Origin of the sequence: Mesorhizobium sp. M1A.F.Ca.IN.020.04.1.1, assembly GCF_003997315.1 — a bacterium.
Classification (GTDB): Bacteria; Pseudomonadota; Alphaproteobacteria; order Rhizobiales; family Rhizobiaceae; genus Mesorhizobium.
Genome location: NZ_RZSN01000103.1, coordinates 1 through 21,510, shown reverse-complemented (window position 1 = coordinate 21,510; position 21,510 = coordinate 1). Strand labels below are relative to the sequence as shown.

Here is a 21,510-nt window from a genome sequence, read left to right as displayed (position 1 = left end):
GCGCAACTCGACCGGCTCGGCGGCGGTGCGACCCTTGCGGGCGAAAGCTTTCAGCTCCTCGGTGATGGAGCCGATGCGTTCTGTCAGCGCAGCGATGGCGCCGAGATTTTCCTCCGCCGACGCCGGCTGCTTGCGTTCCAGGAAAACGCGCGCATTGTCGGCATAGGCGCGGATGGTCGCCACCGGCTGGTTGATCTCATGCGCGACGCCCGCGGCAACCTGGCCGAGCGTCGCCAGGCGGTTGGCCTGCACCAGCTCCTGCTGCATGACCTGCAGCTTGGCTTCGGTGCTGCGGTGGTCGGCGATCTCGGCCTGCAGCCGGTCGCGTGCGAGGCTGAGGTCCTGCGTGCGCTCGACGACGCGCCGTTCGAGTTCGGCGCGCGCCGCCTGCTCGGCAGCGATCCGCATCTGCGCGGACTGCCGGCGCCACAACAGATAGGCGGCCAAAGCGAGCAGCGGGACAAGGACGCCGAGGGCCAACAAACGCATTTCGCGCTGCGCCGCCGCGATCGGCGCTTCCGCCGGCACGAGATAGTCGAGGCGCCATGGCGTCGACGGCACGGCGGTGGATAGCCGCAGATACTCTGCGTCGCTGCCGCCGGGCGTGATGGCGTGCACCAACGCGACATCGGGGCTGAGCGGTTGCGGCCTCGTGACGGGCAACGGCACCAGCGGAGCCTCGCCGAACTGCTGGCTGGCGCGGATGTCGGCCGCGACTGGAGCGGCCAGCGGCGCCGTCGTCATGAAGCGCCAGGAGGGCACGCTGGTGATCAGCACCACCCCATGCTCGTCGCTGACATAGGCCGGGCGGTTCGCCTCGTGCCAGTCGGCTTCGAGCTGGTCGAACTCCATCTTGACCACGACGACGCCGAGCGGGGCCGCCGCACTCCCGACACGGCGCGAAATGTAGAGGCCCGGGCGCTTGCTGACATTGCCGAGCGCGAAATACTCGGCCGTGCCGGATTGCATGGCGCCCGAGAAATAGGCGCGAAAACCGTAGTCATTGCCGACAAAGCTAACCGGCTCGCGCCAGTTGCTGGAAGCGATGGCCAGCCCGTCCGGGCCGGTGACGTAAAGCACCGAGGCCTTGGTGCCCGAAACCAGCCCTTCGAGCTTGCGGTTCAGCACGTCGATCGAGGCGGGGCTGCGCTCAGCGAGCGCGTCATGCACCTGCTGGTCTTCGGACAGAAGCAGCGGCAGCGCGCGCGGGTTTTCGAGCACCGCACGCAGCAGCGCCACCTTGAGATTGGCGTCGGTCCGCCCTTGCGCCGACAGCGCCTCGATCTCGGTCGAGCGTCCGTAGAGGCCGGCGCCATAGAGCGCTGCAAAGACGATGAGAAGCGCCACCGCCGCAAACAGCAGCCAGGCGCGCCGCGCCCGCCCGGCGAGCAGTTCGGGCGTCGAAGCGAGGGCAGCGGCGGGGCGTTGCAGCATCGCCCATTTGTGCATGATTTCGCACAAAGCACAATTCGAGCTATGCGGATCGCCGCACTGCGCTGTCGAATGGCAAAGCGCGTTGCGTCAGAAAACCAAACAAAATCAATGCTCGACGCCTCAAGGCGCAATCTGGCACGGCCGTTGCAAATGCATCCGCAGCAGCCGCGAGGCTGTGAAGGTCAACTGCCCCGGGAGGTCGAGCTTCTCGATCGGGGCCGAACGGAGGACATCATGCAGACGGCAATCGCTGCCGCGGAACCGCGCGGCAAAGTTCCCTTTTATCGGCATCTTTACGTGCAGGTCCTGGCGGCGATCGCCGCCGGCATCCTGCTCGGCCATTTCTATCCCGACATCGGCGCCTCGCTGAAGCCGCTCGGCGATGCCTTCATCAAGCTGGTCAAGATGGTGATCGCGCCAGTGATCTTCCTCACCGTCGCGACCGGCATCGCCGGCGTCTCCGACCTGCATAAGGTCGGCCGGGTCGCCGGCAAGGCGATGATCTATTTCCTCGTCTTCTCGACGCTGGCGCTCATCGTTGGCCTGATCGTGTCAAATGTCGTCCAGCCCGGCGCCGGCATGCACATCAATCCGGCGACGCTCGACGCCTCGAAGGTCTCGACCTTCACCGAGAAGGCCCATGATACGACGATCGTTGGCTTCCTGCTGAACATCATCCCCGACACCATAACCGGCGCCTTCGCCCAGGGCGACATCCTGCAGGTGTTGTTCTTCTCGGTGCTGTTCGGCGTCGCTCTCGCTTTGGTCGGCGAGCGCGCTCGTCCGGTGGTCGACTTCCTGCAGGCGCTGACGGCGCCGATCTTCCGCCTCGTCGCCATCCTGATGAAGGCTGCGCCCATCGGCGCCTTCGGCGCCATGGCCTTCACCGTCGGCAAATACGGCATCGGCGCGATCGCCAATCTCGCCTTCCTGATCGGCACCTTTTACCTGACGTCGCTGCTCTTCGTGCTGATCGTGCTGGGCGCGGTGGCATGGTACAACGGCTTCTCCATCCTGGCGCTGATCCGCTACATCAAGGAAGAGCTGCTCCTTGTGCTCGGCACCTCATCGTCGGAGGCAGCACTTCCCGGCCTGATGGCCAAGATGGAGCGCGCCGGCTGCAATCGCTCGGTGGTCGGTCTTGTCATCCCGACCGGCTATTCTTTCAACCTCGACGGCACCAACATCTACATGACGCTGGCAGCGCTGTTCATCGCCCAGGCGACCGATACGCCGCTCACCTTCGGCGACCAGATCCTGCTGCTGCTCGTTGCCATGCTGAGCTCCAAGGGGGCCGCCGGCATCACCGGCGCCGGCTTCATCACCTTGGCGGCCACGCTTTCGGTCGTGCCTTCGGTGCCGGTTGCCGGCATGGCGCTGATCCTCGGCGTGGACCGCTTCATGTCGGAGTGTCGCGCGCTCACCAACTTCGTCGGCAATGCCGTCGCGACCATCGTCGTGGCGCGCTGGGAAGGCGAGCTCGACCAGAAGCAGTTCGCCGCCGCCATGGCCGGCCAGATGCCGGAGGAGGCAGACCTCGCGCTCTCAGGCGGCCTGCAGCCGGCCTGAGCGATCGAAACAATTCCCGGAAAATTGCCTCGGTGACTTCACCGTAGCCTTCGATCCGGAGTTGCACAGACAACGAGCGTCCACCCAAGCCGAAACAGGCCGTGGCTCCGCCGCGGCCTGTTCTTTTTGTCGGACGCCGCATAGGGTGGCGCGGGCCGGCATTCTTGCCGGTGCATCCAAGCGTGAGGGCCGGCGGATGAGCAGCGCGTTTCCCGAGATCTACCTTGTCCGCCATGGCGAGACGGAATGGAGCGCATCGGGAAAGCATACCGGCCGCACCGACATTCCGTTGACCGCGAAAGGCGAACAGGCCGCACGCGGCGTCGCCGACCGCCTCAAGGAGCAGACCTTCCAGGCGGTCTGGTCGAGCCCATCGCAGCGCGCCTTCGACACCTGCCGGCTGGCCGGCTTCGGCGAGCGCGCGCTCAAGAAGGCCGACCTGCAGGAATGGGATTATGGCGCCTATGAAGGCGTGACGACGAAGGAAATCCTTGCCGGACGTCCCGGCTGGCAGTTGTTTCGCGACGGCTGTCCGGGCGGCGAGACGGCAGCCGATGTCGGCGCAAGGGCCGATGCGATCGTGGCCGAAATCCGGACGGCGGCCGGCAATGTGCTCATCTTCTCGAGCTCGCATTTCCTGCGCGTGCTTGCGGCGCGCTGGATCAGCCTGCCGCCGGAAGGCGGCGAACATTTCGTCCTCGATACCGCGAGCCTCAGCATCCTCGGCTACGAGCACGACCTGACCGAACCGGTCATCCGCCGCTGGAACCAAAAGTAGTTCCGGCCCCTGTTAAGCGGCAAGCATCGCCAGCTCCACGGCCGTTAAATGCCGCGCCTTGCCCTTCGCGAGATCACCCAACTGCAGCCTCCCGATCGCCACCCGCACCAGCCTGAGCACCTCGATGTCGAAGGCGCCGAGCATGCGGCGGATCTGGCGGTTGCGGCCTTCGTCGAGCACGATCTCCAGCCAGGCCGTGCGCCCGCCGCTGCGCAAGAGCGCGATCGAGCTCGCCGTCAGCAATTCCCCGTCGACGACAGCGCCTTGGCGGAACCGCTCGAGCATCTTCTCGTCGGGCGCGGAAGCAATCTGCACATGATAGGTCTTGGCGACATGCGAGGCAGGATCGAGCAAGCCGTTCGCCCAGCGCGTGTCGTTGGTCATCAACAGCAGACCTTCGCTCGCTTTGTCGAGACGGCCGACCGGCGACACGAAGGGCAGGTCAAGATCAGCAAGGCAGTCATAGACCGTGCCGCGCCCGTCGGGGTCGTCGCGCGTGGTGACCAGCCCGCGCGGCTTGTTGAGCATCAGATACACTTTTCGTTCCGCGGCGACCTGTGCGCCATCGACTGCGATGCGGTCGCGATCCGGATCGACGCGCAGCGACGGATCGCGCGCCACCTTGCCGGCAACGCGCACGCGTCCTTCGGCGATCATCAGTTCGGCCTGCTTGCGCGAGCAGAATCCTAGCTTCGACAGCGCTCGGTTGAGGCTGACTTTTCCAGCGATCGGTCGTCGCGGGAATTCGGGAAGCTGTCGTAGGGGCTTGCGTGTCATCGGCCGACAGATGCCATGCCGGGCAACGCCGGCGCAACCTGGCCGCCGTGCTTGCACTTCTCGCATTGCCTTTCGCTCGCAGATCGGCCGCACCTTGATCCCGCGCCAGATCCCGGCCGGCCTGGTCGCCACGCTCGCTGGCGGTCCCGTGCTGATGTGGCTGCTCCGGTGACGAGAAGCGGTGCAGCCAGCGTTTCGGGTGGTGACGAGTACCTGACTTTGCTGAACCGGCAGCGTCGTCGACCGCAATCAAATCACGGTTCCGGCGGAGCGCTCAACCGCCGGTAAGGGACGCCGTCGAAGGTTGCCGTCACGAAGCTCTTCACCGACATCTTGCGCTTATGGCCGTCGCTGCAGGCATAGACCGGCCAGCCGGCCTCGCTGCATTCGCTGGCCGCGCAGAGGCGGGCAAGGCAGTTGCCGACAGTCAGCCGGAAGCCGCCTTTGCCGGCGAAGCCCTGCAGCAGGCTGCCATCGGCCGAGCGCCATGTCCGCTGGCGAAATTCCGGCCGCAGGGCCAAAGGTTCGAGAGGGGCGGCGAGATTGGCGGTGCCGGTACGCGCCATGAGCTGAAGACGGTACCGGGCCATCCCGGTCGTATATGCGGTTACGAGGTCGGACTCACCCGAATACGCGGACGCCAGATCGGAGCGGTCGAAGAGAGGAGCCGCTCGCTCGCCTGCTTCTGTTGGCCTCGCAAGGGCAACAAGGGCGACAAGGGCCAAACAAGCTCGCACCATTTTGATTTCCAGCAGCCATGCATCTCCGGCCTGCCAGCGCCCCCGGCTGCCTTCCACACCATCCCGCCAATTGCTGCGCGGTGCAAGCCGCTGCGCCAATAACCCGTGTCACCCATTGGGCGCCGGCGGCAGTTCGAACAGGGTGGCGCCATTCTCCTGTCCCCGCTCGACATAGCCGATGAGCCGAAACCATTTTGCGACGACCGGTCCATCGAGCCAGCTGCGCGAGTGCACGGGCAGGTTGCCGGCGAGCGCCTGGATGTGGCGGATGTGACGCCTGCAGAAGCGAACGGTTGCCGCTCTGAAGAAGTCCTCCTGCGCGGCAAACAGCGTGTCGGCCGCGTCGCCATGCTCATGCCAGGCGATAAAGGCGACGGCCTGCGCGCCCTCGACCAGCGCATGGGCCCGGCCTTCCTTCAGATTCATCATCAGATTGTCGTAGGCGGCCTTGCTGTCCTTGCCGGCCGCCAGGTACTCGTCCGACATTCGCTTGGACAGGCCGCGGAAAACACCCTCGAGATCTCCGACCGTCGCTGCGCGTGCTCTCATTTCTCCTCCTGACAGCCCGGCGGGAGTTTGGCCCATGGGAGGAGGATCACCAAGCAAATGAAATCCGCCATGCGCCTGACACGCGCAAATGCATTTCACTTGGCTTAGATGGCCGGTTGCCGCCCTCGTACGACCCGCGGTCCCGATTTGCCCAATGGACACAGGTGTCCATTCAAGCTAAGTTCGCCCCGCGCGAAGGTGGACGACTTTGTCGAACCGCGGCAGAACGGGATGGGTTATGGACTTTCGAGGACGGGGCGAGTTGATTGCGCCGGTTCGGTACGGCGCCGCCGATATGGCGTCTCAGCGGTTCTTGGCCCGTTGCACTATCGCTCACGTGATGCGGGCCTGAGCGCATGACAAGGCACTATTCAGCGCTTTCGCTATTCAAGGAAGGCGTCGCCGGCCAGACGGGCTGGGAGAAGGCCTGGCGCTCGCCGGAGCCCAAACCGCGTTACGACGCCATCGTCGTCGGCGGTGGCGGCCACGGCCTCGCCACGGCTTACTATCTCGCAAAGAACCACGGCGTCACCCATGTGGCGGTGCTCGAGAAAGGCTGGATCGGCGGCGGCAACACCGGCCGCAACACAACCGTGGTCCGCTCAAATTACTTCTACCCGGAAAGCGCGGCGATCTACGGATTGGCGCATAGTCTCTACAAGAGGCTATCGAAGGATCTGAACTACAATGTGATGTTTTCCGCGCGCGGCATTCTCACCCTCGCGCATAGCGAAGCGGGAATGGAAACCGCTGCCCGGTCCGTCAACGCCATCCAGGTCAACGGCATCGATTGCGAATTGTTCTCGGTCGAGGACGTCCGCCGGGTGGTGCCGATCTACAATTTCGGCCCGGATGCCCGCTACCCCGTCTATGGCGGCACCTGGCAGCCGAGCGGCGGCACGGCCCGTCATGACGCTGTCGCCTGGGGCTATGCGCGCGCCGCCAGCCGTCTCGGCGTCGACATCATTCAGAACTGCGAGATCAGCGACTTTATCATCGAGAACGGGCGCTGCCGCGGGGTCGTCACGTCGCGCGGCGCAATCCGGGCAGAGCGTACGGGGATGGCGGTGGCCGGCCACTCCTCGGTGCTGGCGGCGAAGGCGGGATTCCGGCTGCCGGTCAATTCCTATGCGCTGCAGGCCTGCGTGTCCGAGCCGGTCAAGCCGATCATCGACACGGTGGTGATCTCGCCGGATACGGGCGTCTATGTCAGCCAATCGGACAAGGGCGAACTGGTGATCGGCGGCGCGCTCGACCGCATCCCGTCCTATGGCCAGCGCGGCAACTTGCCGGTGCTGGAAGGCGTGATCGCAGGCATGCTCGAAATGTTCCCGATCTTCGGCCAGCTGAAGATGATGCGGCAATGGGCAGGCATCGTCGACGTCGTCCCCGATTCCTCGCCCATCATCGGCGAATCGCCACTGCCCGGGCTTTTCCTCAATTGCGGCTGGGGCACGGGCGGCTTCAAGGCGATTCCCGCCGGCGGCACGCTGCTTGCCCATTTGCTCGCCACCGGCAGGCACCACGACATCAGCCGGCCTTTCGATCTCGACCGCTTCGCCCGCGGCCGGCTGATCGACGAGGCTGCCGGCTCCGGCATTGCCCATTGAAGGTGTAGAAAAGATGCAGCTCTTTCCCTGTCCGTTCTGCGGGCCGCGCGAAGAAAGCGAGTTTCACTATGGCGGCGAGGCCGGCAATTTGCGGCCCGACGGCGGGGACGTGACGGCCGAGCGCTGGGCCGGCTATCTCCATATGCGCAACAACCCGAAGGGGCCGACTCGCGAGATCTGGATGCACCTGACCTGCGGCGAGTGCTTTGCGATGAGCCGCGACAGCGTCAATCACAAGGTGTCGGGTTCCTCCGTGCTCGGCGACGCGGAGCATGGCGCATGAGCGCTTCGCGTCTTGCCAATGGCGGCTGCGACATCGATCGGGCCCGCCCGCTGAGCTTCACTTTCGACGGCACGCGCGTCGACGGCTTTGCCGGCGACACGATCGCGTCTGCCTTGCTGGCGAGCGGCCGGGCGATCGTCGGCCGCAGCTTCAAATATCATCGGCCGCGTGGCATCTGGGGATCCGGCGTGGAGGAGCCCAACGCGCTGGTCGATGTCGAAAGCGCCGGCGGCCGCGCGCCGAATGCGCGGGCAACGACCGTGCCGGCGCGGGACGGCCTCACGGTCAAGAGCGTCAACGCGTCGCCGACGGCGCTGGCCGACCGCAACGCGGTGCTGGACCGCCTTGCCCGTTTCCTGCCCGCCGCATTCTACTACAAGACCTTCATGTGGCCGGACTGGCACCTGTTCGAGCCGCGCATCCGCGCCATGGCCGGGCTCGGCGTCGTCGACCGCAATTGGAAGCCGCGTCACGTCTCGGACCAGATCAACCACCATTGCGACGTCCTGGTGGTCGGCGCCGGACCGGCCGGCCTCGCCGCGGCTGCCGGCGCGGCGGCAGCCGGGCACTCGGTCGTCCTGGTCGACGACCGGACGCATCCCGGCGGGTCGCTGCGCCACCGTGTAGGCGAAGTCGACGGTGCCAAGGGTGCGGCATGGGTCGATGCCACGGTGGCCCGGCTGAAGAGCAGTGGGCATCTCGTGCTCAGCGATACGACCGCCTTCGGCCTATATGATCACAATCTGGTCGCGCTCAACCAGCTTCACCGCGACGGCCGACCCGACACGCTGTGGCGCGTGCGCCCGCGCCGCATCGTGCTGGCGACGGGCGCGATCGAGCGGCCGGTCCCGTTCGCCAACAACGACCTTCCGGGCATACTCTCCGCTGACGCGGCGTTGAGCTACCTGCGCAGGCATGGCGTCCTTGTCGGCCGGCAGATCGTGGTCGCAACCAACAATGACAGCGCCTACGAGCCGGCCTCGGCGCTGGCTGCGGCCGGCGCTTCGGTGACGGTGGTTGATTGCCGGCGTGAGGGTGGCGTACAGGCGAAGAGCGGTATTCGGGCCCTCGCCGGACGCGCCATTGCAGCGGCGCGCGGCCGCAACGCCGTTCAGAGTGTTCTGCTCGACGACGGTACCGCCCTTGCGGCCGATTGCCTGCTCGTCTCGGGCGGCTGGACACCCACCGTGCATCTGTTCTCGCAGGCAAAAGGCAAGCTCGCCTGGAGCGATCAACTGTCGGCTTTCATTCCCGCAGAAGCGATCGAGGGGATCGGCGTAGCCGGCGCCGTCGCCGGCACGGTCTCGCTTTCCGAGACCTTGGCCAGCGGCCTGGCGGCCCTCGGCGGGTTCGGCTCGGCGCCGCCGGCACCTCGCAGCACTGGCGAGGAAAGAACGCTTGGCGTCGTCAGCCTGTGGCCGAAGCCCAAAGCCAAGGGCCGCGTCTGGATCGACTACCAGAGCGACGTCACCGCCAAGGACGTCGAACTGGCGGCGCGGGAGAATTTTGTCTCCGTCGAGCACCTGAAGCGCTATACGACCCTTGGCATGGCGACCGACCAGGGCAAGACGTCGAACCTGAACGGTCTGGCGCTGCTGGCCGCGGCTACCGGCCGCGCCATCTCGGATGTCGGCATCACCACCTACCGGCCGCCTTTCACGCCTGTGCCGTTCGCCAGCCTGGCGGGAGCGCGTCGGGGCAGCATGCACGCCCCGGTCCGTCGCCTACCGCTGGAGGCAAACCATCGCGCAGCAGGCGGAGTGTTCCAGGAATATGGCGGCTGGCTGAGGCCGGCCTATTACGGAAGCGGCGAAGCCGGAGCCACGATCCAGGAGGATGCGCGGCGCGCCCGGCAGTCCGTTGCGCTCTTCGACGGCTCGACGCTCGGCAAGATCGAGGTGATCGGTCCACGCGCGGCCGAATTCGTCGACTTCATCTATTACAACACCATGTCGACCCTCAAACCCGGCCATTGCCGCTACGGTTTCATGCTGTCGGAAAATGGCGTCGTCTTCGATGACGGTGTGCTGGTTCGTCTCGACGAGCACCGCTTCATCGTCTCCTGCTCGTCGTCGCATGTCGCCGCTGTCCACGCGCGTCTCGAAGAATGGCGGCAGGATCGTTTCGGCCGCGATGCGGTCTATATCCACAACGCCACCGCGCAATACGCCACCTTGACGATTTCGGGTCCGAAAGCGCGCGGCCTGATAGAGGCGCTCGATCTGGGTGCTGCGCTGGACGATGCCAGCCTGCCGCACATGGCGGTTACCGCCGGCCGCTTTGCCGGCGACGAGGTGCGCATTGCCCGGGTCTCCTTCACCGGCGACCGAAGCTACGAAATCTCCATCCGCGCCGACCGGGCCGAGGCGCTCTGGGCAAGAATGCAGCAGGAAGGCCGCGCGTTCGACGCCGTGCTGCTCGGGCTTGAATCCCTGATGATCCTGCGCGCCGAGAAGGGCTTCATCGTCATCGGCAAGGACACCGACGGCAACGTCATGCCGCACGACCTCGGCGTCGCGGGACCGCGGACCAAGCGTACAGGTGAGTTCGTCGGCCGGCGCTCGCTTTTCACCGAAGCGGCGTGCCGAACCGATCGCAATCAGCTTGTCGGCCTGGCTGTCGGCGAAGGCGAGGCGCCGCTGGCGACCGGCGCGCATGGTGTGGAGAAAAGCGGCGACCGGCTCCGGAGCATCGGCTTCGTCACCTCCAGCTATCAAAGCCCGACCCTGGGCCGCCCCGTCGCCCTGGCGCTCATCGAACGGGGTGCCGCACGGCATGGCCAAACGATCGACGTTCAGCACCTCGGCGTCCTGCGCCAGGCCACCATCGTCGCGCCCTGCGCCTTCGATCCGGAAGGGAGCCGCCTGCATGCGTAACCTTGCCGAAAAATGGCCCCCAGCGCCCGACTGGACCACCGCGGTCCTGAACACGGACGGGATTAGCGTGCGCACATTGGACGGGCTGAAGCAGCTTCTGGTCAGCGGCGACCTGACGGCTTGGGCGCAGGCTTCGGGTCTCGCGGGGGAAGGAGTCGGAGCCGGCGCGGTTGCCAACGGCGACAAATACATGGTGCGCATCGCGCGCGATCGTATTCTCGCCGTGAGCGGACGGCCATTACCCGTCGCGGCCGGCTGGCACGCGGCCGGTTTCGCGGTCACGGTCATGGATGCCGGGCTGCATGTATTCGAGATCGAAGGGCCGGGATTGGCCGGTCTGGTCGCCAGGGGCACGGCGCTCGATCCGAGGCAGGCAAGTCTCTCGGCTTCGATCCTTTTTGCCGGCTCCGGCGTTCTCTTCTACCGGTTCGGCAACCCCGATCGGGCGCGTGTGCACGTCGACCGGAGCATTGCCCCGTATCTTTGGGAGTGGCTCGAACAGGTGCAAGTATTGTAGCGGGGGCGGTTTCAGGTCTATCTAGCCGGCATTCAAACCTGGCCGGCCCGACATGCCTTCCGATTCCAGTGCAGATGCAGTCGTGCGACGGTCCGGTCTGATCGGCAACACCAAGGTGACGCGCGAGGACTGGATGAAGCTCGCGCTGGAGACGTTGATCTCCGAAGGCGTGGAGGCGGTGCGCGTCCTCGCGCTCGGGCAGAAGCTGAACGTCTCCCGTTCCAGTTTCTACTGGTACTTCAAGAGCCGTCAGGACCTGCTCGATCAGCTTCTCGACTGTTGGCGCAACAACAACACCCGTTTCATCCTCGAGCAGGCCGGCCGGCCCGCCGCGTCGATAACTGAGGCCGTGCTCAATGTCTTCGAGTGCTGGCTGGATGAGAGGCTGTTCAATCCGCGCTTGGACTTCGCCGTGCGTGCCTGGTCGCGCCAGTCCGCCAAGGTCCATCGTATCGTGAACGAGGAAGACGATGCGCGGGTCGATGCCATCCGGGCGATGTTTTTGCGGCACGGTTACGCAGACACCGAAGCCTTCGTGCGGGCGCGCGTGCTGTACTTCACGCAGATCGGCTATTACTCGCTCGAGATCGTCGAGCCGGTGAGCAACCGTCTGTCTCTGACGCCGGCCTACCTGCTCACGCACACCGGCAAGCAACCTCGCCAGGGCGAGGTGGAGGCCTTCGCCGAAAAGGTGCGGGTGCGAACCGGCAGTTGACCATGGCCGACTGCTCGGCGGTCCGCAGCGCCGTCACCTGCAAACGTTTCTCAAACACGTTTCAGCGCTGTGAGATCGGAAATCGTCTTCCTGATCACCGCTTCCACCTTCGACCGTTCCTCGCCGCCGATCGGCAGGCGCGGCTTTCGAACGTGTTCCGGAGCGCCGTACACCAGATGCTCGGCGAATTTGATGTACTGCACCAGCTTGACGTCCGTATCGAGATGAAATGCCGGCGTCATCAGCCGATAGAGCGGAAGCGCTACCGCATAATCGCCGCCGCGGGCGGCGTTGAACAGCGATACGCACTCGGCCGGCCATGCATTGGTCATGCCCGAAACCCAGCCGGCGACACCGAGCGTCAGGCTTTCAAGGATAAGATCGTCGACGCCGCAAAAGATGTCGAAACGGTCGCCGAAGGCGTTGAACAGGTCGGTTACCCTGCGGATATCGCCGGTCTCTTCCTTGATGGCGACGATGCCAGGAACATCGACCAGCGCCTTCAGCGTCTCGACGTCGACGTCGACCTTGTAGGCGAGCGGATTGTTGTAGATCATCACCGGCAGGTCGCTGGCCTCGGCCACGGTCTTGTACCATGCCACCGTCTCATGGCGGTCGGTGCGATAGGCGAGACTGGGGAAGGTCATCAGCCCCTCGGCTCCAAGCTTCTGGTAGTTGCGAGCCGCCGCGGCCGCGTCGTCGGTGGATAATTCCGCAAGACCGGAGAGCAGCGGCACCCGTCCCGCCACGACTTCCCTGGCCGCTGAAACCACGGCATCGCGCTCGGCCTGTGTCAGCGTGGCATTCTCGCCAAGCATGGGCAGGACGATCACGCCTGACACGCCGTTCTGAACAAGCCGCTCGATGCTGGCTTGCGTGGCTTTCAGGTCGACTGCGCCGGAAGCCTGCATCTTGGTCGTCGCTGCTGGAAACACGCCGCTCCAGGTCATGGAATGCTCCTTGGTTGGGGTGTGGCCGGCGGAGGCGTCATAGAAGGGACGCATGCCGTATCGCCGGTCGGCACCAGCTTCCCATTTCTAACGCCACATGTTGACCTGCCAAGCCGCAAATGCGTCTTCGCCATAGCCCAGCGGTTTGTCGCGAAGAAACCGGCGCCGATCCGTCAGCGGCCTATTGCAGCGGATGCCGATGCGATCGGCGCCAGCAGCAGCATGCCAAAGCCGGGCGCATAAGACGGCTGCTTCGGGTAACGGCGCCCAACCGGTCGCCAAGGCGCGCGCCGCTCCGATCAGGCCGTCACGTAAATGCTCCCGGCCTCGACGGTGACTGGGAACGTCCGCGCGCGAACGGACGGGTTGACCAGGGCCGCACCCGTCTGGATGTCGAACTCCCACCCATGCCAGGCGCAGCGAACGATTTCGTTCTCGCGGTGGTAGATGAATTCGGGTCCCTCGACGGGAGCGGTCGTTCCGCATTGCGGCCCTTCGCAAAGCGGAGCGCCTCGGTGAGGACAAACATTCAGCAGCGCATGGAAACTATCGCCGATCCGGAACACGCCGATCGACAGGCTGCGCACCTTGGCGATGAATGGCGTCCCGACCTGGATCTCGTCGGCGCGACAAATATACGTCTTCTCGGCCATTTGGGTCCTCGTCACGCTGCCGCGGCGGCTTGCGGGCGGGGGATCCGCTTGTAGACATCGAGCGCATTCTGGCCGAGCACCTTGCCGCGCCATTCCGGCGGGATGTGCAGCGTGTTGACGTCATCGTAATCCCAATGCGGGTAGTCGGACGCAAACAGCAGCGTGTTCTCCCCGTCCATCGCTTCCAGGAGCGCCCAGAGGTGTTTGACGTTCGACGGTTGCTCCAACGGCTGCGTGGAGAAGCGTATGTTGCGTCGACAATATTCCGACGGCAGCATCTTCAGCCATGGCGTCTCCTTGCGCAGGGCTTTGTAGTCGGCGTCAAGTCGCCAGAGCACCGACGGCACCCAGGCGATGCCGCACTCGATGACGACAAAGTAAAGATCCGGCCATTTTTCGAACACACCATGCGCGATCATGCTCGCGACATGCGACATGGCCGACATGTGCAGGATCGCATGGGTCTCCCAGAAGAAAGTCGTGGGCGCGGGCGCGACGGCATTCCAGTTGATGCCGCCATGCCCGCCAAGATGTATGGCGAACGGCAAGCCGACCTCGGCACAGGCCTCGAAGATCGGGTGATAGAACGGATCGCCATACGGCCGCACCGAGCCTTGGGAGGCCAGAACTTGCGCCATCCGGGGATGCGCGCCGAGCCGCCGGATCTCCGCCGCCGCAAGGCGTGGGTCCTGCGGCGCGATGACGATGGAGCCCATCAAGCGGCTGTCTTTCGGCAGCCATTCATTGATCTGATAGTCGTTATAGGCGCTTACCAGCGCGCTGGCGTAATAGGGATTTGCCAGCGTCGAAGCCTCGATCGGCTCGTCGCCAGTCAGGATTGCCACTCCGATATTGTATTTATCGAGGTGCTTCTCCTTCATGATCAGGTAATTGTCCGCCTCGACCTTCGGCCGCACGTCCTTCCGGGAGAAATCCTGCGGATGAAACCAGGGGCGATGGCCGTGCGGAAAGGCGCCGACGGGGCCGGTCTTCTCGCCTTCGATGAACATGTCTTTCCAGACGCCGGACAGGTAGGGCTCCAGCACCGTCGCGCTGGACCAGTAATTGTGGCAATCGCAATCGACTATGAACACTTGTCCCTCTAAATGATGCGGGCGCGCTGGAGGCCCCTGGGTTGCTTGCATCGAACTTCTGCCTTGTCAGTGTTTGGATCAAGCGTATGATCGGGCGGATACGATCGTAAAAATCGATTGGCTGGCCCATGCAGCTGGAACAGGTCGAAACCTTTCTGGACATCATCGAATCGCGGAACTTCAACCGGTCGGCGGAGCGCCTCGGACTGACGCAATCGACGGTCAGCACCCGTATCAAGAACCTGGAAACCGCCGTTGGATCCGAGCTCTTCCACCGCGGCCGCGCCGGTGCCGAGCCGACGGCGGCAGGGCGGCGGTTTGAGGCCTATGCGCGGTCGATGCTGTCGACCTGGTCCCAGGCGCGTCACGATGTGCGCGCCTTCAACAGGTTCGAGGGCAGCCTACGGGTCGCTGCCCAGGTCGGGATGACCCGCTCGATCCTGCCTGGTTGGCTGGAAATGCTGCTGCAAGTCTTGCCCCGGTCCTCGATCCACGTCGAATCCGATTATTCGCCGCAGATGATATCGGATCTGAGCCTGGGAAACCTTGATATTGCCGTTGTTTACGCTCCGCGCTACCTGCCCGAGATCACATATGACCAGCTCATGGTCGAAGAATATGTGATGGTCTCGACCACGGCGCGCAGGCTTTGCGATGTAAGCCCCGACAGTTACATCCGGCCGGGTTACACGGTGGCGCTCGAGAAGGCTCATGCCGAGGCGCTGCCAAACCTGACTGCGTGCCGGCTTTCGATGGGCTCCGAGACGCTTGCGGACAATATGCTGCGGCGGGCCGGCGGCACATGCTACATGCGCGCCGAGGATGCGCGACGCTTCGCCGCCGAGCGCCCCTCCCACATCGTGGAAGAAGCTCCAACTCTGCATCAGCCCGTCTACACGGCGGTCCTCGCCCGACGCCGACATGAGCCGATCATTAAGAAAGGCGTCCGCGCGCTTCACCTTGCCGTCATGTCGCTGGAGAGTTGATCGATACAATCGATCGTAAACGGCTGAAGCGCCTCCTGTATCGAATGCAGGCCTGCTGGCAAGTGCTGATCGCATGGCGGCACACCGCCTAAGCGATCTTTATCGCCCTGCAGATTTCTTCGACCAGCATTGCGGCCGAGACCGAGCCGGGGTCCGCATTGCCGAGCGAGCGCTCGCCGAGACGCGCGGCGCGACCGACGGTTGCGATCATGTCGCGCGTCGCTTCCGCGCCCCGGCGGGCAGCGGCGGCTATGGCATCGGCGTTGCGGCCATTGACTGCCGCGTCGGCGGCCGTCCCCCAGGCGTCGAGCATTGTCCTCTGGCCGAGTTCCGCCTTGCCACGCTGGGCGATGCCGTCGCGCATCGCCGCAATGATGGTACGCAACTCGCCGGTCGGCATCGATGCGCGCGGACCCGCGGCCTTGACGGCGCGCAAAAGCGCGGTTGCGTAGAGCGGTCCGGAGGAGGCGCCGACTGCGTTGAGAAAGCCTTTGGCCGCGGTATTGAATATAATCCCGCAGCGTGCCTTCGGCGGCTTGCGCCGCTTCGGCCGCGGCTTTCATGCCTTGTTCCATGGCGACGCCGTGGTCGGCGTCCCCGATCACTCCGTCGAGCGCGCAGAGCCTGTCGCGTTCCGTCGCCATCCGCTCGGAGAAAGTGCCGAAAAGGGCTTTCAAATCCCCGGACGTGAAGTCCATCTCGCTCAGCTCCGGAACATGGCGCAGTCGCACGGATGGTCGATCATGCGTTGCAATTCGTCATCGAGATGCATGACGGTGATCGAGGCGCCGGCCATGTCGCGGTTGTGACGACGTGGCACTGGATGGCGGCGAGCCAGTCGCGGGGATGACCCAGCCCGGCTTCAGACCGGAAACAGGAAGGCCGTAGCGGGATCGAAGAAAATCTGCCGTCCCGAAGCGGCATCGGTGCCGCCCGGTTCGGCTGTATCCGAAGTTGGCCTGATATCGATCTCGTCGCCCGACCCCGTGCGCGCCACGACGCGCCGGCGATCGCCGAAGAAGGCGGTGTCGACGATCTCGACGGCAAGCGATGCATTCCCCTCCATGGGGGTCAGGCGGAACGCTTCCGGCCGCACCATCAGCCTGGCCTTTTGGCCGCGGCCGAGCGCCTGTGTGGCTTTCACGCCCTTGACGATCGAGCCATCGGCCAGCCGCACCAAGGCAACGCCGTTCTCTGTTTCGAGGTGCTCCGCCGGCAGGAAGTTGGAATTGCCGATGAAGCCGGCGACGAACTCGCTCGCGGGTCTGAGATAAAGATCCTCGCCGGTGCCGATCTGCTCGATGCGGCCTTCCTTGAACAAGGCGATGCGGTCGGAAAGATGCAGCGCCTCCTCCTGGTCGTGCGTGACATAGAGGATGGTGACGCCGGTCTCGCGGTGGATGCGGCGGATCTCGGCCTGGATTTCCTGGCGCAGTTTCTTGTCCAGAGCCGACAGCGGCTCGTCCATCAACAGGATCGGGGGATCGTAGGCGAGCGCGCGGGCAAGCGCCACGCGCTGCTGCTGGCCGCCGGACAGCGCGCCGGGATAGCGGTCGGCAAATTTTTCCAGGCGCACCAGCGCCAGCATATCGGCGACCTTGCGCTTCACTTCGGCATCCGGCCGGCGGCGCACCCGCAGCGGAAAGGCTACGTTCTCGGCGACGCTCAGATGCGGGAACAGCGTGTAGCGCTGGAACACCATGCCGATGTTGCGCTTGTGCGACGGCACCGAAAGCAGCGACTTGTCTTCCAAAAGCACGTCGCCCGACGTCGGATCCTGGAAACCGGCGATCGCATAGAGCGTCGTCGACTTGCCGGAGCCTGACGGCCCGAGAAAGGTCAGGAATTCGCCCTTCGGCACATCGATGGTGACGTCGTGGACGGCGACGAAGGCGCCGAACGCCTTTCTCACCGCGCGGATGGACAGGAATGGCCGGGTCATCTGGACAGTCTTCTGCGAAGGAGTGCGGTGACGATCATCAGGGCGAGAGTGAGGCCGACGAGCAGGCTGGAGGCGGCGGCGACGACCGGGCTCAGATCGGCACGCAGGCTGCCCCAGATCTTCACCGGCAAGGTCTGCAGGGTCGGGCTCGCCATGAAGATCGCCACCACCACCTCGTCCCATGAGGCGAGGAAGGAAAAGATCGCCGCTGAGAAGATGCCGATGCGGATCGAGGGCAGGGTGATCCTGAGCCTTGCCTGCAGCGGACTGGCGCCGCACACGATCGCCGCGTCCTCGATGGATTTGTCGAAACCTTCGAGCGCGGTGGCGATCGGAATGATGGCGAAGGGCAGCGCCAGGATCGTGTGGGCGATGACGAAACCGATCGTCGTGCCGGCGAGCCCGATGCGCAGGAAAAAGGCGTAGATGGCGATGGCGAAAACCACCACCGGCAGCACCATCGGCGTCAGCAGCAGGCCGCGCAGGAACTGCCGGCCGCGAAATTCGCCCCTGACCAGGCTGAACGAGGCGAGCAGGCCGATCAGAACCGCGAGGATGGCGGCCATCGCGGCGATCTTCGCGCTGGTCAAAGCGGCGTCGACCCAGGCCGGGTCGGCAAGCAGTTCCTGATACCATTTCAGCGTCCAGCCTGGTGGCGGAAAGGCCAGCCAGCGCGACGAGCCGAACGACAACAGGACGATGAAGACCACCGGTAACAGAAGGAAAGCCGCGATGAGCGCAGTGAAGCCGGCGAGCGCCGCACGCAGCCATCCGAGCCGGTCGTAGTCGAGCAGCATCTTAGAGCCCTCCGGCGAGGCGCCTGGCGCCGAGCATGCGCAATTGGATCGCGTAGAGCACCATGGTGACGGCGAGCAGCACGAAGGCCGCAGCACTTCCGAGCCCCCAGTTGAGCAGCGACTGCACCGTCTGGGCGATCATTTCGGCGAGCATCATGTTCGATGTGCCGCCGAGCAGCGCGGGCGTCACGAAATAGCCGAGCGACATGACGAAGACCATCAGCCCGCCGGCGGCGATGCCGGGCAGCGACAGCGGTAGCAGGATGCGGCGGAATGCCTGCGACGGGCTAGCGCCGCAAAGGGCGGCGGCGCGCAGCGTCATCGGATCGATGGCGCGCAGCGTGCCGACCAGCGGCAGGATCATGAAGGGCAGCATGATGTAGACCATGCCGATGGTGACGCCGGTCAAATTGTTGATGAGCGGCAGCGGCTCGTGGATGACGCCGAGCCCCATCAGCGCCCGGTTGATCACACCGGTGCGCTGCAAAAGCACCATCCAGGCATAGGTGCGGGTGAGGAGATTGGTCCACATCGACAGGATGATGATGCCGAAGACGACCGAACCGAGCGCCGGCGGCATGATCGCCAGCATCCAGGCGACCGGAAACGCGACGAGGATGGTCACGACGGTGACGACGGCCGCGACCAGGAAGGTGTTGAGAAACACCCGCACATAAGTGCCGCTGCCGAACAGCGCGGCATAGTTCTGCAGGCCGGGCTCGGGATCGGTGACGCTGCGCAGCAAGAGCGCGACCACCGGCACGACAAAGAACAGGCCGACCAGCACCAGGGCCGGCAGGGCGCCGCCGCTGCCGGCCGGCAGGCCGGCAACCGAGCCGCGGCTGAGGGAGTGTGCTTGCATCGAGCGGTTCCCGTCGTCCCGAAGGGGGAGCGGCTTGCCGCGCCCCCGGCTTGCTGTGGCGCTACTTGGTCTGCCAGGCGTACCAGCGCGTGGCGATCTCGTCGCGGTGCTCGGCCCAGTAGTTCATGTCGAGATTGATCTGGCCCTCGACATGCGCGTCGGGCAGCCCTTTCACCACGTCGGCGGGCATTTCCGCCTTGGCCTTGGTGTTGATCGGCGCGTAGCCGCTTGCCTCGGCGAATTTCGCCTGGCCGGTCGGGCTGGTCGCGGCGGCGAGGAACTTCATCGCGCTGTCCTTGTTCTTGGCGCCCTTCGGCACGACGAGAACGTCAGCGGCGGTGAGGTTCTGGTTCCAGGAGACGCCGACATCGGCGCCGTCCTTCTCGAGCGCGAAGACACGGCCGTTCCCGAGCTGCCCGAAGGCAGCCTCGCCCGAAGCGATGAGCTGCTGCGACTCCGCGCCGCCGCCCCACCAGACGATATCCGACTTGATCGTGTCGAGCTTCTTGAAAGCGCGCTCGAGATCGAGCGGATAGAGCTTGTCCGCCGGCACGCCGTCGGCGAGCAGCGCGATCTCGATCACGCCCGGCGCCGACCATTTGTAGAAGGTCCGTTTGCCGGGAAACTTCTTGGTGTCGAACATGTCGGCCCAGCTTGTCGGCTCACCCGAAACGGCGCCCTTGTTCCAGGCCAGCACGAAGGAATAGTAGAAGCTGCCGACGGCGTGCTCGTTGCTGAAGCGCGGGTCGAGATCGGCCTTCGGCACGGCGGCGAAGTCGATCGGCTCGAGCAGCCCGTCCTTGGCGGCCTTGATGGCGAAATCCATTTCCACGTCGACCACGTCCCAGGTCACGTTCTTGGCGTCGACCATGGCCTTCAGCTTGCCGTAGTCGGTCGGGCCGTCCTGCAGCACCTTGATGCCGGAGCTCGCCGCGAACGGCTCGGCCCAGGACTTGGTCTGCGCTTCCTGCGTGGTGCCGCCCCAGCTGGTGAATACCATTTCGTCGGCCTTGGCGGCGGTTGCCGATAGCAGCCCGGCGAGCACGCCGGCTAAGATCAGTCTCATGTCATTCTCCTCTGATTTCTCTGTTCCGTTTCTTGTTCTTGTCGCTGCACCCTCGGCATGCGTTCTCAGCGCATGACGAAGGGATCGGGAATCGGCTCGTCCGAGGTCTTGATCCAGACCGATTTCGAGCGCGTGTAGTCGCGGATGGCGTCGAGCCCGCCTTCGCGGCCAAGACCCGACAACCCGTAGCCGCCGAAGGGAACGAGCGGCGACACGGCGCGATAGGTGTTGACCCAGACGACGCCGGCACGGATGTCGCGCGCCATGCGGTGCGCCTTGCCGAGATTCGAGGTGAAGACGCCGGAGGCGAGACCGAAGGGCGTGTCGTTGGCTAGAGCCAATGCCTCGGCCTCGGTGTCGAAGGCGAGCACGCTCAACACCGGCCCGAACAATTCCTCGCGCACGCAGGGCAGGTTGCTATCACCGGCATCGATGATCGTCGGCGCATAGTAGAAGCCGGCGCCGGCGTCGGGGCGCCTGCCGCCGGTGACCAGCGTGCCCCCGGCGGCGAGGCTTTCGGCGACGATGGTCTCGATCCGGTCGCGCTGGCGCAGGGTCGCGAGCGGCCCCATCTCGGTGGCCGGATCCTGAGGATCGCCGATGCGGATCGCTTCGGCCTTGCGCTTCAACCGACCGAGGAATTCTTGTCTTACGGTACGCTCGATCAGCAGGCGCGAACCGGCGACGCAGCTCTGTCCGGTCGCCGCAAAGATGCCGGCGACGACCGCATTGGCGGCGCTGTCGAGGTCGGCGTCGGCGAAGACGACGACCGGGCTCTTGCCGCCGAGCTCGAGCGTCGTGTGCGCGAGGTTTTCCGCCGTGTTCCTGACGATGGCGCGCGCCGTGGCCGGGCCGCCGGTGAAAGCGACGCGCGAGACCAGTGGATGACTGGTCAGGCGCTGCCCGCACTCCTGGCCGAAGCCCGTGAGGATGTTGACGGCGCCGGCCGGAAAGCCGGCTTCGCTGACCAACTCGGCGAAGGCGAGCAGCGGTGCCGGGCCGTCCTCTGAGGCCTTGAGCACAACGGTGCAGCCCGCGGCAAGCGCCGGGCCGAGCTTGACCGCCGAGAGGAAGAGCTGCGAGTTCCACGGCACCACCGCGGCGACGACGCCAATCGGCTCGCGGCGGATGGTGACGTCGAGATCGGCCTTGTCGATCGGCACATGCGTGCCTTCGTGCTTGTCGGCAAGTCCGCCATAGTAGCGGTAATAGTCGCCGACATAGGCAATCTGGGCGCGCGTCTCGCGGATGATCTTGCCGGTGTCGCGCGTCTCCAGCTCGGCCAGGCGGCCCGCATTGGCGGCCACGAGGT

The 21,510-nt window shown here is 65.2% G+C and carries 21 protein-coding genes; 8 read left to right on the top strand and 13 right to left on the bottom strand.

What is annotated here, in order from left to right; genetic code table 11:
- The coding region (locus tag EOA49_RS19945) for a histidine kinase dimerization/phospho-acceptor domain-containing protein (RefSeq protein ID WP_245460742.1) at positions 1-1,434 on the bottom strand (1,434 nt) is incomplete at its 3' end.
- A 234-nt stretch (positions 1,435-1,668) separates the two neighbouring features.
- Between EOA49_RS19945 and EOA49_RS19940 the strand changes: the two genes are divergently transcribed.
- Together EOA49_RS19940 and EOA49_RS19935 are read left to right on the top strand one after the other, a co-directional pair.
- On the top strand, positions 1,669-3,003 hold the full coding sequence (locus tag EOA49_RS19940) for a dicarboxylate/amino acid:cation symporter (RefSeq protein WP_067322894.1): 1,335 nt from the start codon (positions 1,669-1,671) through the stop codon (positions 3,001-3,003).
- A 196-nt stretch (positions 3,004-3,199) separates the two neighbouring features.
- On the top strand, positions 3,200-3,781 hold the full coding sequence (locus EOA49_RS19935) for a histidine phosphatase family protein (RefSeq protein WP_127213807.1): 582 nt from the start codon (positions 3,200-3,202) through the stop codon (positions 3,779-3,781).
- Between the two features lie 12 nt (positions 3,782-3,793).
- On the opposite strand, the gene EOA49_RS19930 is transcribed toward EOA49_RS19935, so the two are convergent.
- From EOA49_RS19930 to EOA49_RS19920, 3 genes are all read right to left on the bottom strand, one after another.
- On the bottom strand, positions 3,794-4,558 hold the full coding sequence (locus EOA49_RS19930) for a pseudouridine synthase (protein WP_095799402.1): 765 nt from the start codon (positions 4,556-4,558) through the stop codon (positions 3,794-3,796).
- A 254-nt stretch (positions 4,559-4,812) separates the two neighbouring features.
- Positions 4,813-5,397: a hypothetical protein gene (locus EOA49_RS19925; RefSeq protein ID WP_245307477.1), complete on the bottom strand. Its 585-nt coding sequence runs from the start codon at positions 5,395-5,397 to the stop codon at positions 4,813-4,815.
- A gap of 9 nt (positions 5,398-5,406) precedes the next feature.
- Positions 5,407-5,847: a hypothetical protein gene (locus EOA49_RS19920; RefSeq protein ID WP_127242201.1), complete on the bottom strand. Its 441-nt coding sequence runs from the start codon at positions 5,845-5,847 to the stop codon at positions 5,407-5,409.
- A 356-nt stretch (positions 5,848-6,203) separates the two neighbouring features.
- Here EOA49_RS19920 and EOA49_RS19915 point away from each other — a divergent pair, with 356 nt between their 5' ends.
- Genes EOA49_RS19915 through EOA49_RS19895 form a run of 5 tightly spaced genes read left to right on the top strand, consistent with a single transcriptional unit; the run spans position 6,204 to position 11,848 of the window.
- Complete coding sequence (locus EOA49_RS19915) at positions 6,204-7,457, top strand: sarcosine oxidase subunit beta family protein (RefSeq protein WP_067322840.1); 1,254 nt, start codon at positions 6,204-6,206, stop codon at positions 7,455-7,457.
- A gap of 13 nt (positions 7,458-7,470) precedes the next feature.
- Entirely contained in the window at positions 7,471-7,740 is a 270-nt protein-coding gene (locus EOA49_RS19910) for a sarcosine oxidase subunit delta (RefSeq protein WP_067322843.1), read from the top strand.
- On the top strand, positions 7,737-10,616 hold the full coding sequence (locus tag EOA49_RS19905) for a sarcosine oxidase subunit alpha family protein (protein WP_127243312.1): 2,880 nt from the start codon (positions 7,737-7,739) through the stop codon (positions 10,614-10,616). The genes EOA49_RS19910 and EOA49_RS19905 overlap by 4 nt, the downstream gene beginning before the upstream one ends.
- On the top strand, positions 10,609-11,133 hold the full coding sequence (locus tag EOA49_RS19900) for a hypothetical protein (protein WP_095826040.1): 525 nt from the start codon (positions 10,609-10,611) through the stop codon (positions 11,131-11,133). Before EOA49_RS19905 ends, EOA49_RS19900 begins: the two co-directional genes overlap by 8 nt.
- Before the next feature lie 52 nt (positions 11,134-11,185).
- Positions 11,186-11,848, top strand: a complete 663-nt coding sequence (locus EOA49_RS19895; protein WP_127241170.1) for a TetR/AcrR family transcriptional regulator — start codon at positions 11,186-11,188, stop codon at positions 11,846-11,848.
- Positions 11,849-11,898: 50 nt separating this feature from the next.
- Here the strand turns inward: EOA49_RS19895 and EOA49_RS19890 are convergent, their stop codons facing one another.
- The 3 genes from EOA49_RS19890 to EOA49_RS19880 form a co-directional block, all read right to left on the bottom strand.
- The gene (locus tag EOA49_RS19890; RefSeq protein WP_127241175.1) at positions 11,899-12,798 is read right to left on the bottom strand and encodes a dihydrodipicolinate synthase family protein; all 900 of its coding nucleotides are present in this window, start codon (positions 12,796-12,798) and stop codon (positions 11,899-11,901) included.
- A gap of 299 nt (positions 12,799-13,097) precedes the next feature.
- Positions 13,098-13,451: a Rieske (2Fe-2S) protein gene (locus EOA49_RS19885; protein WP_066994002.1), complete on the bottom strand. Its 354-nt coding sequence runs from the start codon at positions 13,449-13,451 to the stop codon at positions 13,098-13,100.
- An 11-nt stretch (positions 13,452-13,462) separates the two neighbouring features.
- Positions 13,463-14,545, bottom strand: coding sequence for an amidohydrolase family protein (locus tag EOA49_RS19880; RefSeq protein ID WP_095799496.1), 1,083 nt, complete (start codon positions 14,543-14,545; stop codon positions 13,463-13,465).
- Between the two features lie 128 nt (positions 14,546-14,673).
- Between EOA49_RS19880 and EOA49_RS19875 the strand changes: the two genes are divergently transcribed.
- Complete coding sequence (locus tag EOA49_RS19875) at positions 14,674-15,531, top strand: LysR family transcriptional regulator (RefSeq protein WP_127241171.1); 858 nt, start codon at positions 14,674-14,676, stop codon at positions 15,529-15,531.
- 88 nt (positions 15,532-15,619) lie between these two features.
- Here EOA49_RS19875 and EOA49_RS19870 read toward each other — a convergent pair whose 3' ends face one another.
- The 6 genes from EOA49_RS19870 to EOA49_RS19845 form a co-directional block, all read right to left on the bottom strand.
- The gene (locus EOA49_RS19870) at positions 15,620-16,042 is read right to left on the bottom strand and encodes a DAK2 domain-containing protein (RefSeq protein WP_336619673.1); all 423 of its coding nucleotides are present in this window, start codon (positions 16,040-16,042) and stop codon (positions 15,620-15,622) included.
- A 351-nt stretch (positions 16,043-16,393) separates the two neighbouring features.
- Positions 16,394-17,473, bottom strand: coding sequence for an ABC transporter ATP-binding protein (locus EOA49_RS19865; protein WP_127241172.1), 1,080 nt, complete (start codon positions 17,471-17,473; stop codon positions 16,394-16,396).
- Positions 17,470-18,270 (bottom strand): ABC transporter permease, encoded by an 801-nt coding sequence (locus tag EOA49_RS19860; RefSeq protein WP_067328485.1) that lies wholly within the window; start codon positions 18,268-18,270, stop codon positions 17,470-17,472. The genes EOA49_RS19865 and EOA49_RS19860 overlap by 4 nt, the downstream gene beginning before the upstream one ends.
- A gap of 1 nt (position 18,271) precedes the next feature.
- Positions 18,272-19,132, bottom strand: coding sequence for an ABC transporter permease (locus tag EOA49_RS19855; protein WP_127241173.1), 861 nt, complete (start codon positions 19,130-19,132; stop codon positions 18,272-18,274).
- 61 nt (positions 19,133-19,193) lie between these two features.
- Complete coding sequence (locus EOA49_RS19850; RefSeq protein WP_127243311.1) at positions 19,194-20,198, bottom strand: ABC transporter substrate-binding protein; 1,005 nt, start codon at positions 20,196-20,198, stop codon at positions 19,194-19,196.
- 65 nt (positions 20,199-20,263) lie between these two features.
- A partial coding sequence (locus EOA49_RS19845; RefSeq protein WP_164749253.1) for an aldehyde dehydrogenase occupies positions 20,264-21,510 on the bottom strand: 1,247 nt, incomplete at its 5' end.

Excerpts from the sequence above, each read along its gene's own strand:
- EOA49_RS19895 (WP_127241170.1), top strand. The coding sequence starts at position 11,186 with ATGCCTTCCGATTCCAGTGCAGATGCAGTCGTGCGACGGTCCGGTCTG.
- EOA49_RS19850 (WP_127243311.1), bottom strand. The coding sequence starts at position 20,198 with ATGAGACTGATCTTAGCCGGCGTGCTCGCCGGGCTGCTATCGGCAACC.
- EOA49_RS19935 (WP_127213807.1), top strand. The coding sequence starts at position 3,200 with ATGAGCAGCGCGTTTCCCGAGATCTACCTTGTCCGCCATGGCGAGACG.
- EOA49_RS19940 (WP_067322894.1), top strand. The coding sequence starts at position 1,669 with ATGCAGACGGCAATCGCTGCCGCGGAACCGCGCGGCAAAGTTCCCTTT.
- EOA49_RS19915 (WP_067322840.1), top strand. The coding sequence starts at position 6,204 with ATGACAAGGCACTATTCAGCGCTTTCGCTATTCAAGGAAGGCGTCGCC.
- EOA49_RS19855 (WP_127241173.1), bottom strand. The coding sequence starts at position 19,132 with ATGCAAGCACACTCCCTCAGCCGCGGCTCGGTTGCCGGCCTGCCGGCC.
- EOA49_RS19885 (WP_066994002.1), bottom strand. The coding sequence starts at position 13,451 with ATGGCCGAGAAGACGTATATTTGTCGCGCCGACGAGATCCAGGTCGGG.
- EOA49_RS19910 (WP_067322843.1), top strand. The coding sequence starts at position 7,471 with ATGCAGCTCTTTCCCTGTCCGTTCTGCGGGCCGCGCGAAGAAAGCGAG.
- EOA49_RS19930 (WP_095799402.1), bottom strand. The coding sequence starts at position 4,558 with ATGACACGCAAGCCCCTACGACAGCTTCCCGAATTCCCGCGACGACCG.
- EOA49_RS19875 (WP_127241171.1), top strand. The coding sequence starts at position 14,674 with ATGCAGCTGGAACAGGTCGAAACCTTTCTGGACATCATCGAATCGCGG.
- EOA49_RS19905 (WP_127243312.1), top strand. The coding sequence starts at position 7,737 with ATGAGCGCTTCGCGTCTTGCCAATGGCGGCTGCGACATCGATCGGGCC.
- EOA49_RS19890 (WP_127241175.1), bottom strand. The coding sequence starts at position 12,798 with ATGACCTGGAGCGGCGTGTTTCCAGCAGCGACGACCAAGATGCAGGCT.
- EOA49_RS19900 (WP_095826040.1), top strand. The coding sequence starts at position 10,609 with ATGCGTAACCTTGCCGAAAAATGGCCCCCAGCGCCCGACTGGACCACC.
- EOA49_RS19865 (WP_127241172.1), bottom strand. The coding sequence starts at position 17,473 with ATGACCCGGCCATTCCTGTCCATCCGCGCGGTGAGAAAGGCGTTCGGC.
- EOA49_RS19920 (WP_127242201.1), bottom strand. The coding sequence starts at position 5,847 with ATGAGAGCACGCGCAGCGACGGTCGGAGATCTCGAGGGTGTTTTCCGC.
- EOA49_RS19860 (WP_067328485.1), bottom strand. The coding sequence starts at position 18,270 with ATGCTGCTCGACTACGACCGGCTCGGATGGCTGCGTGCGGCGCTCGCC.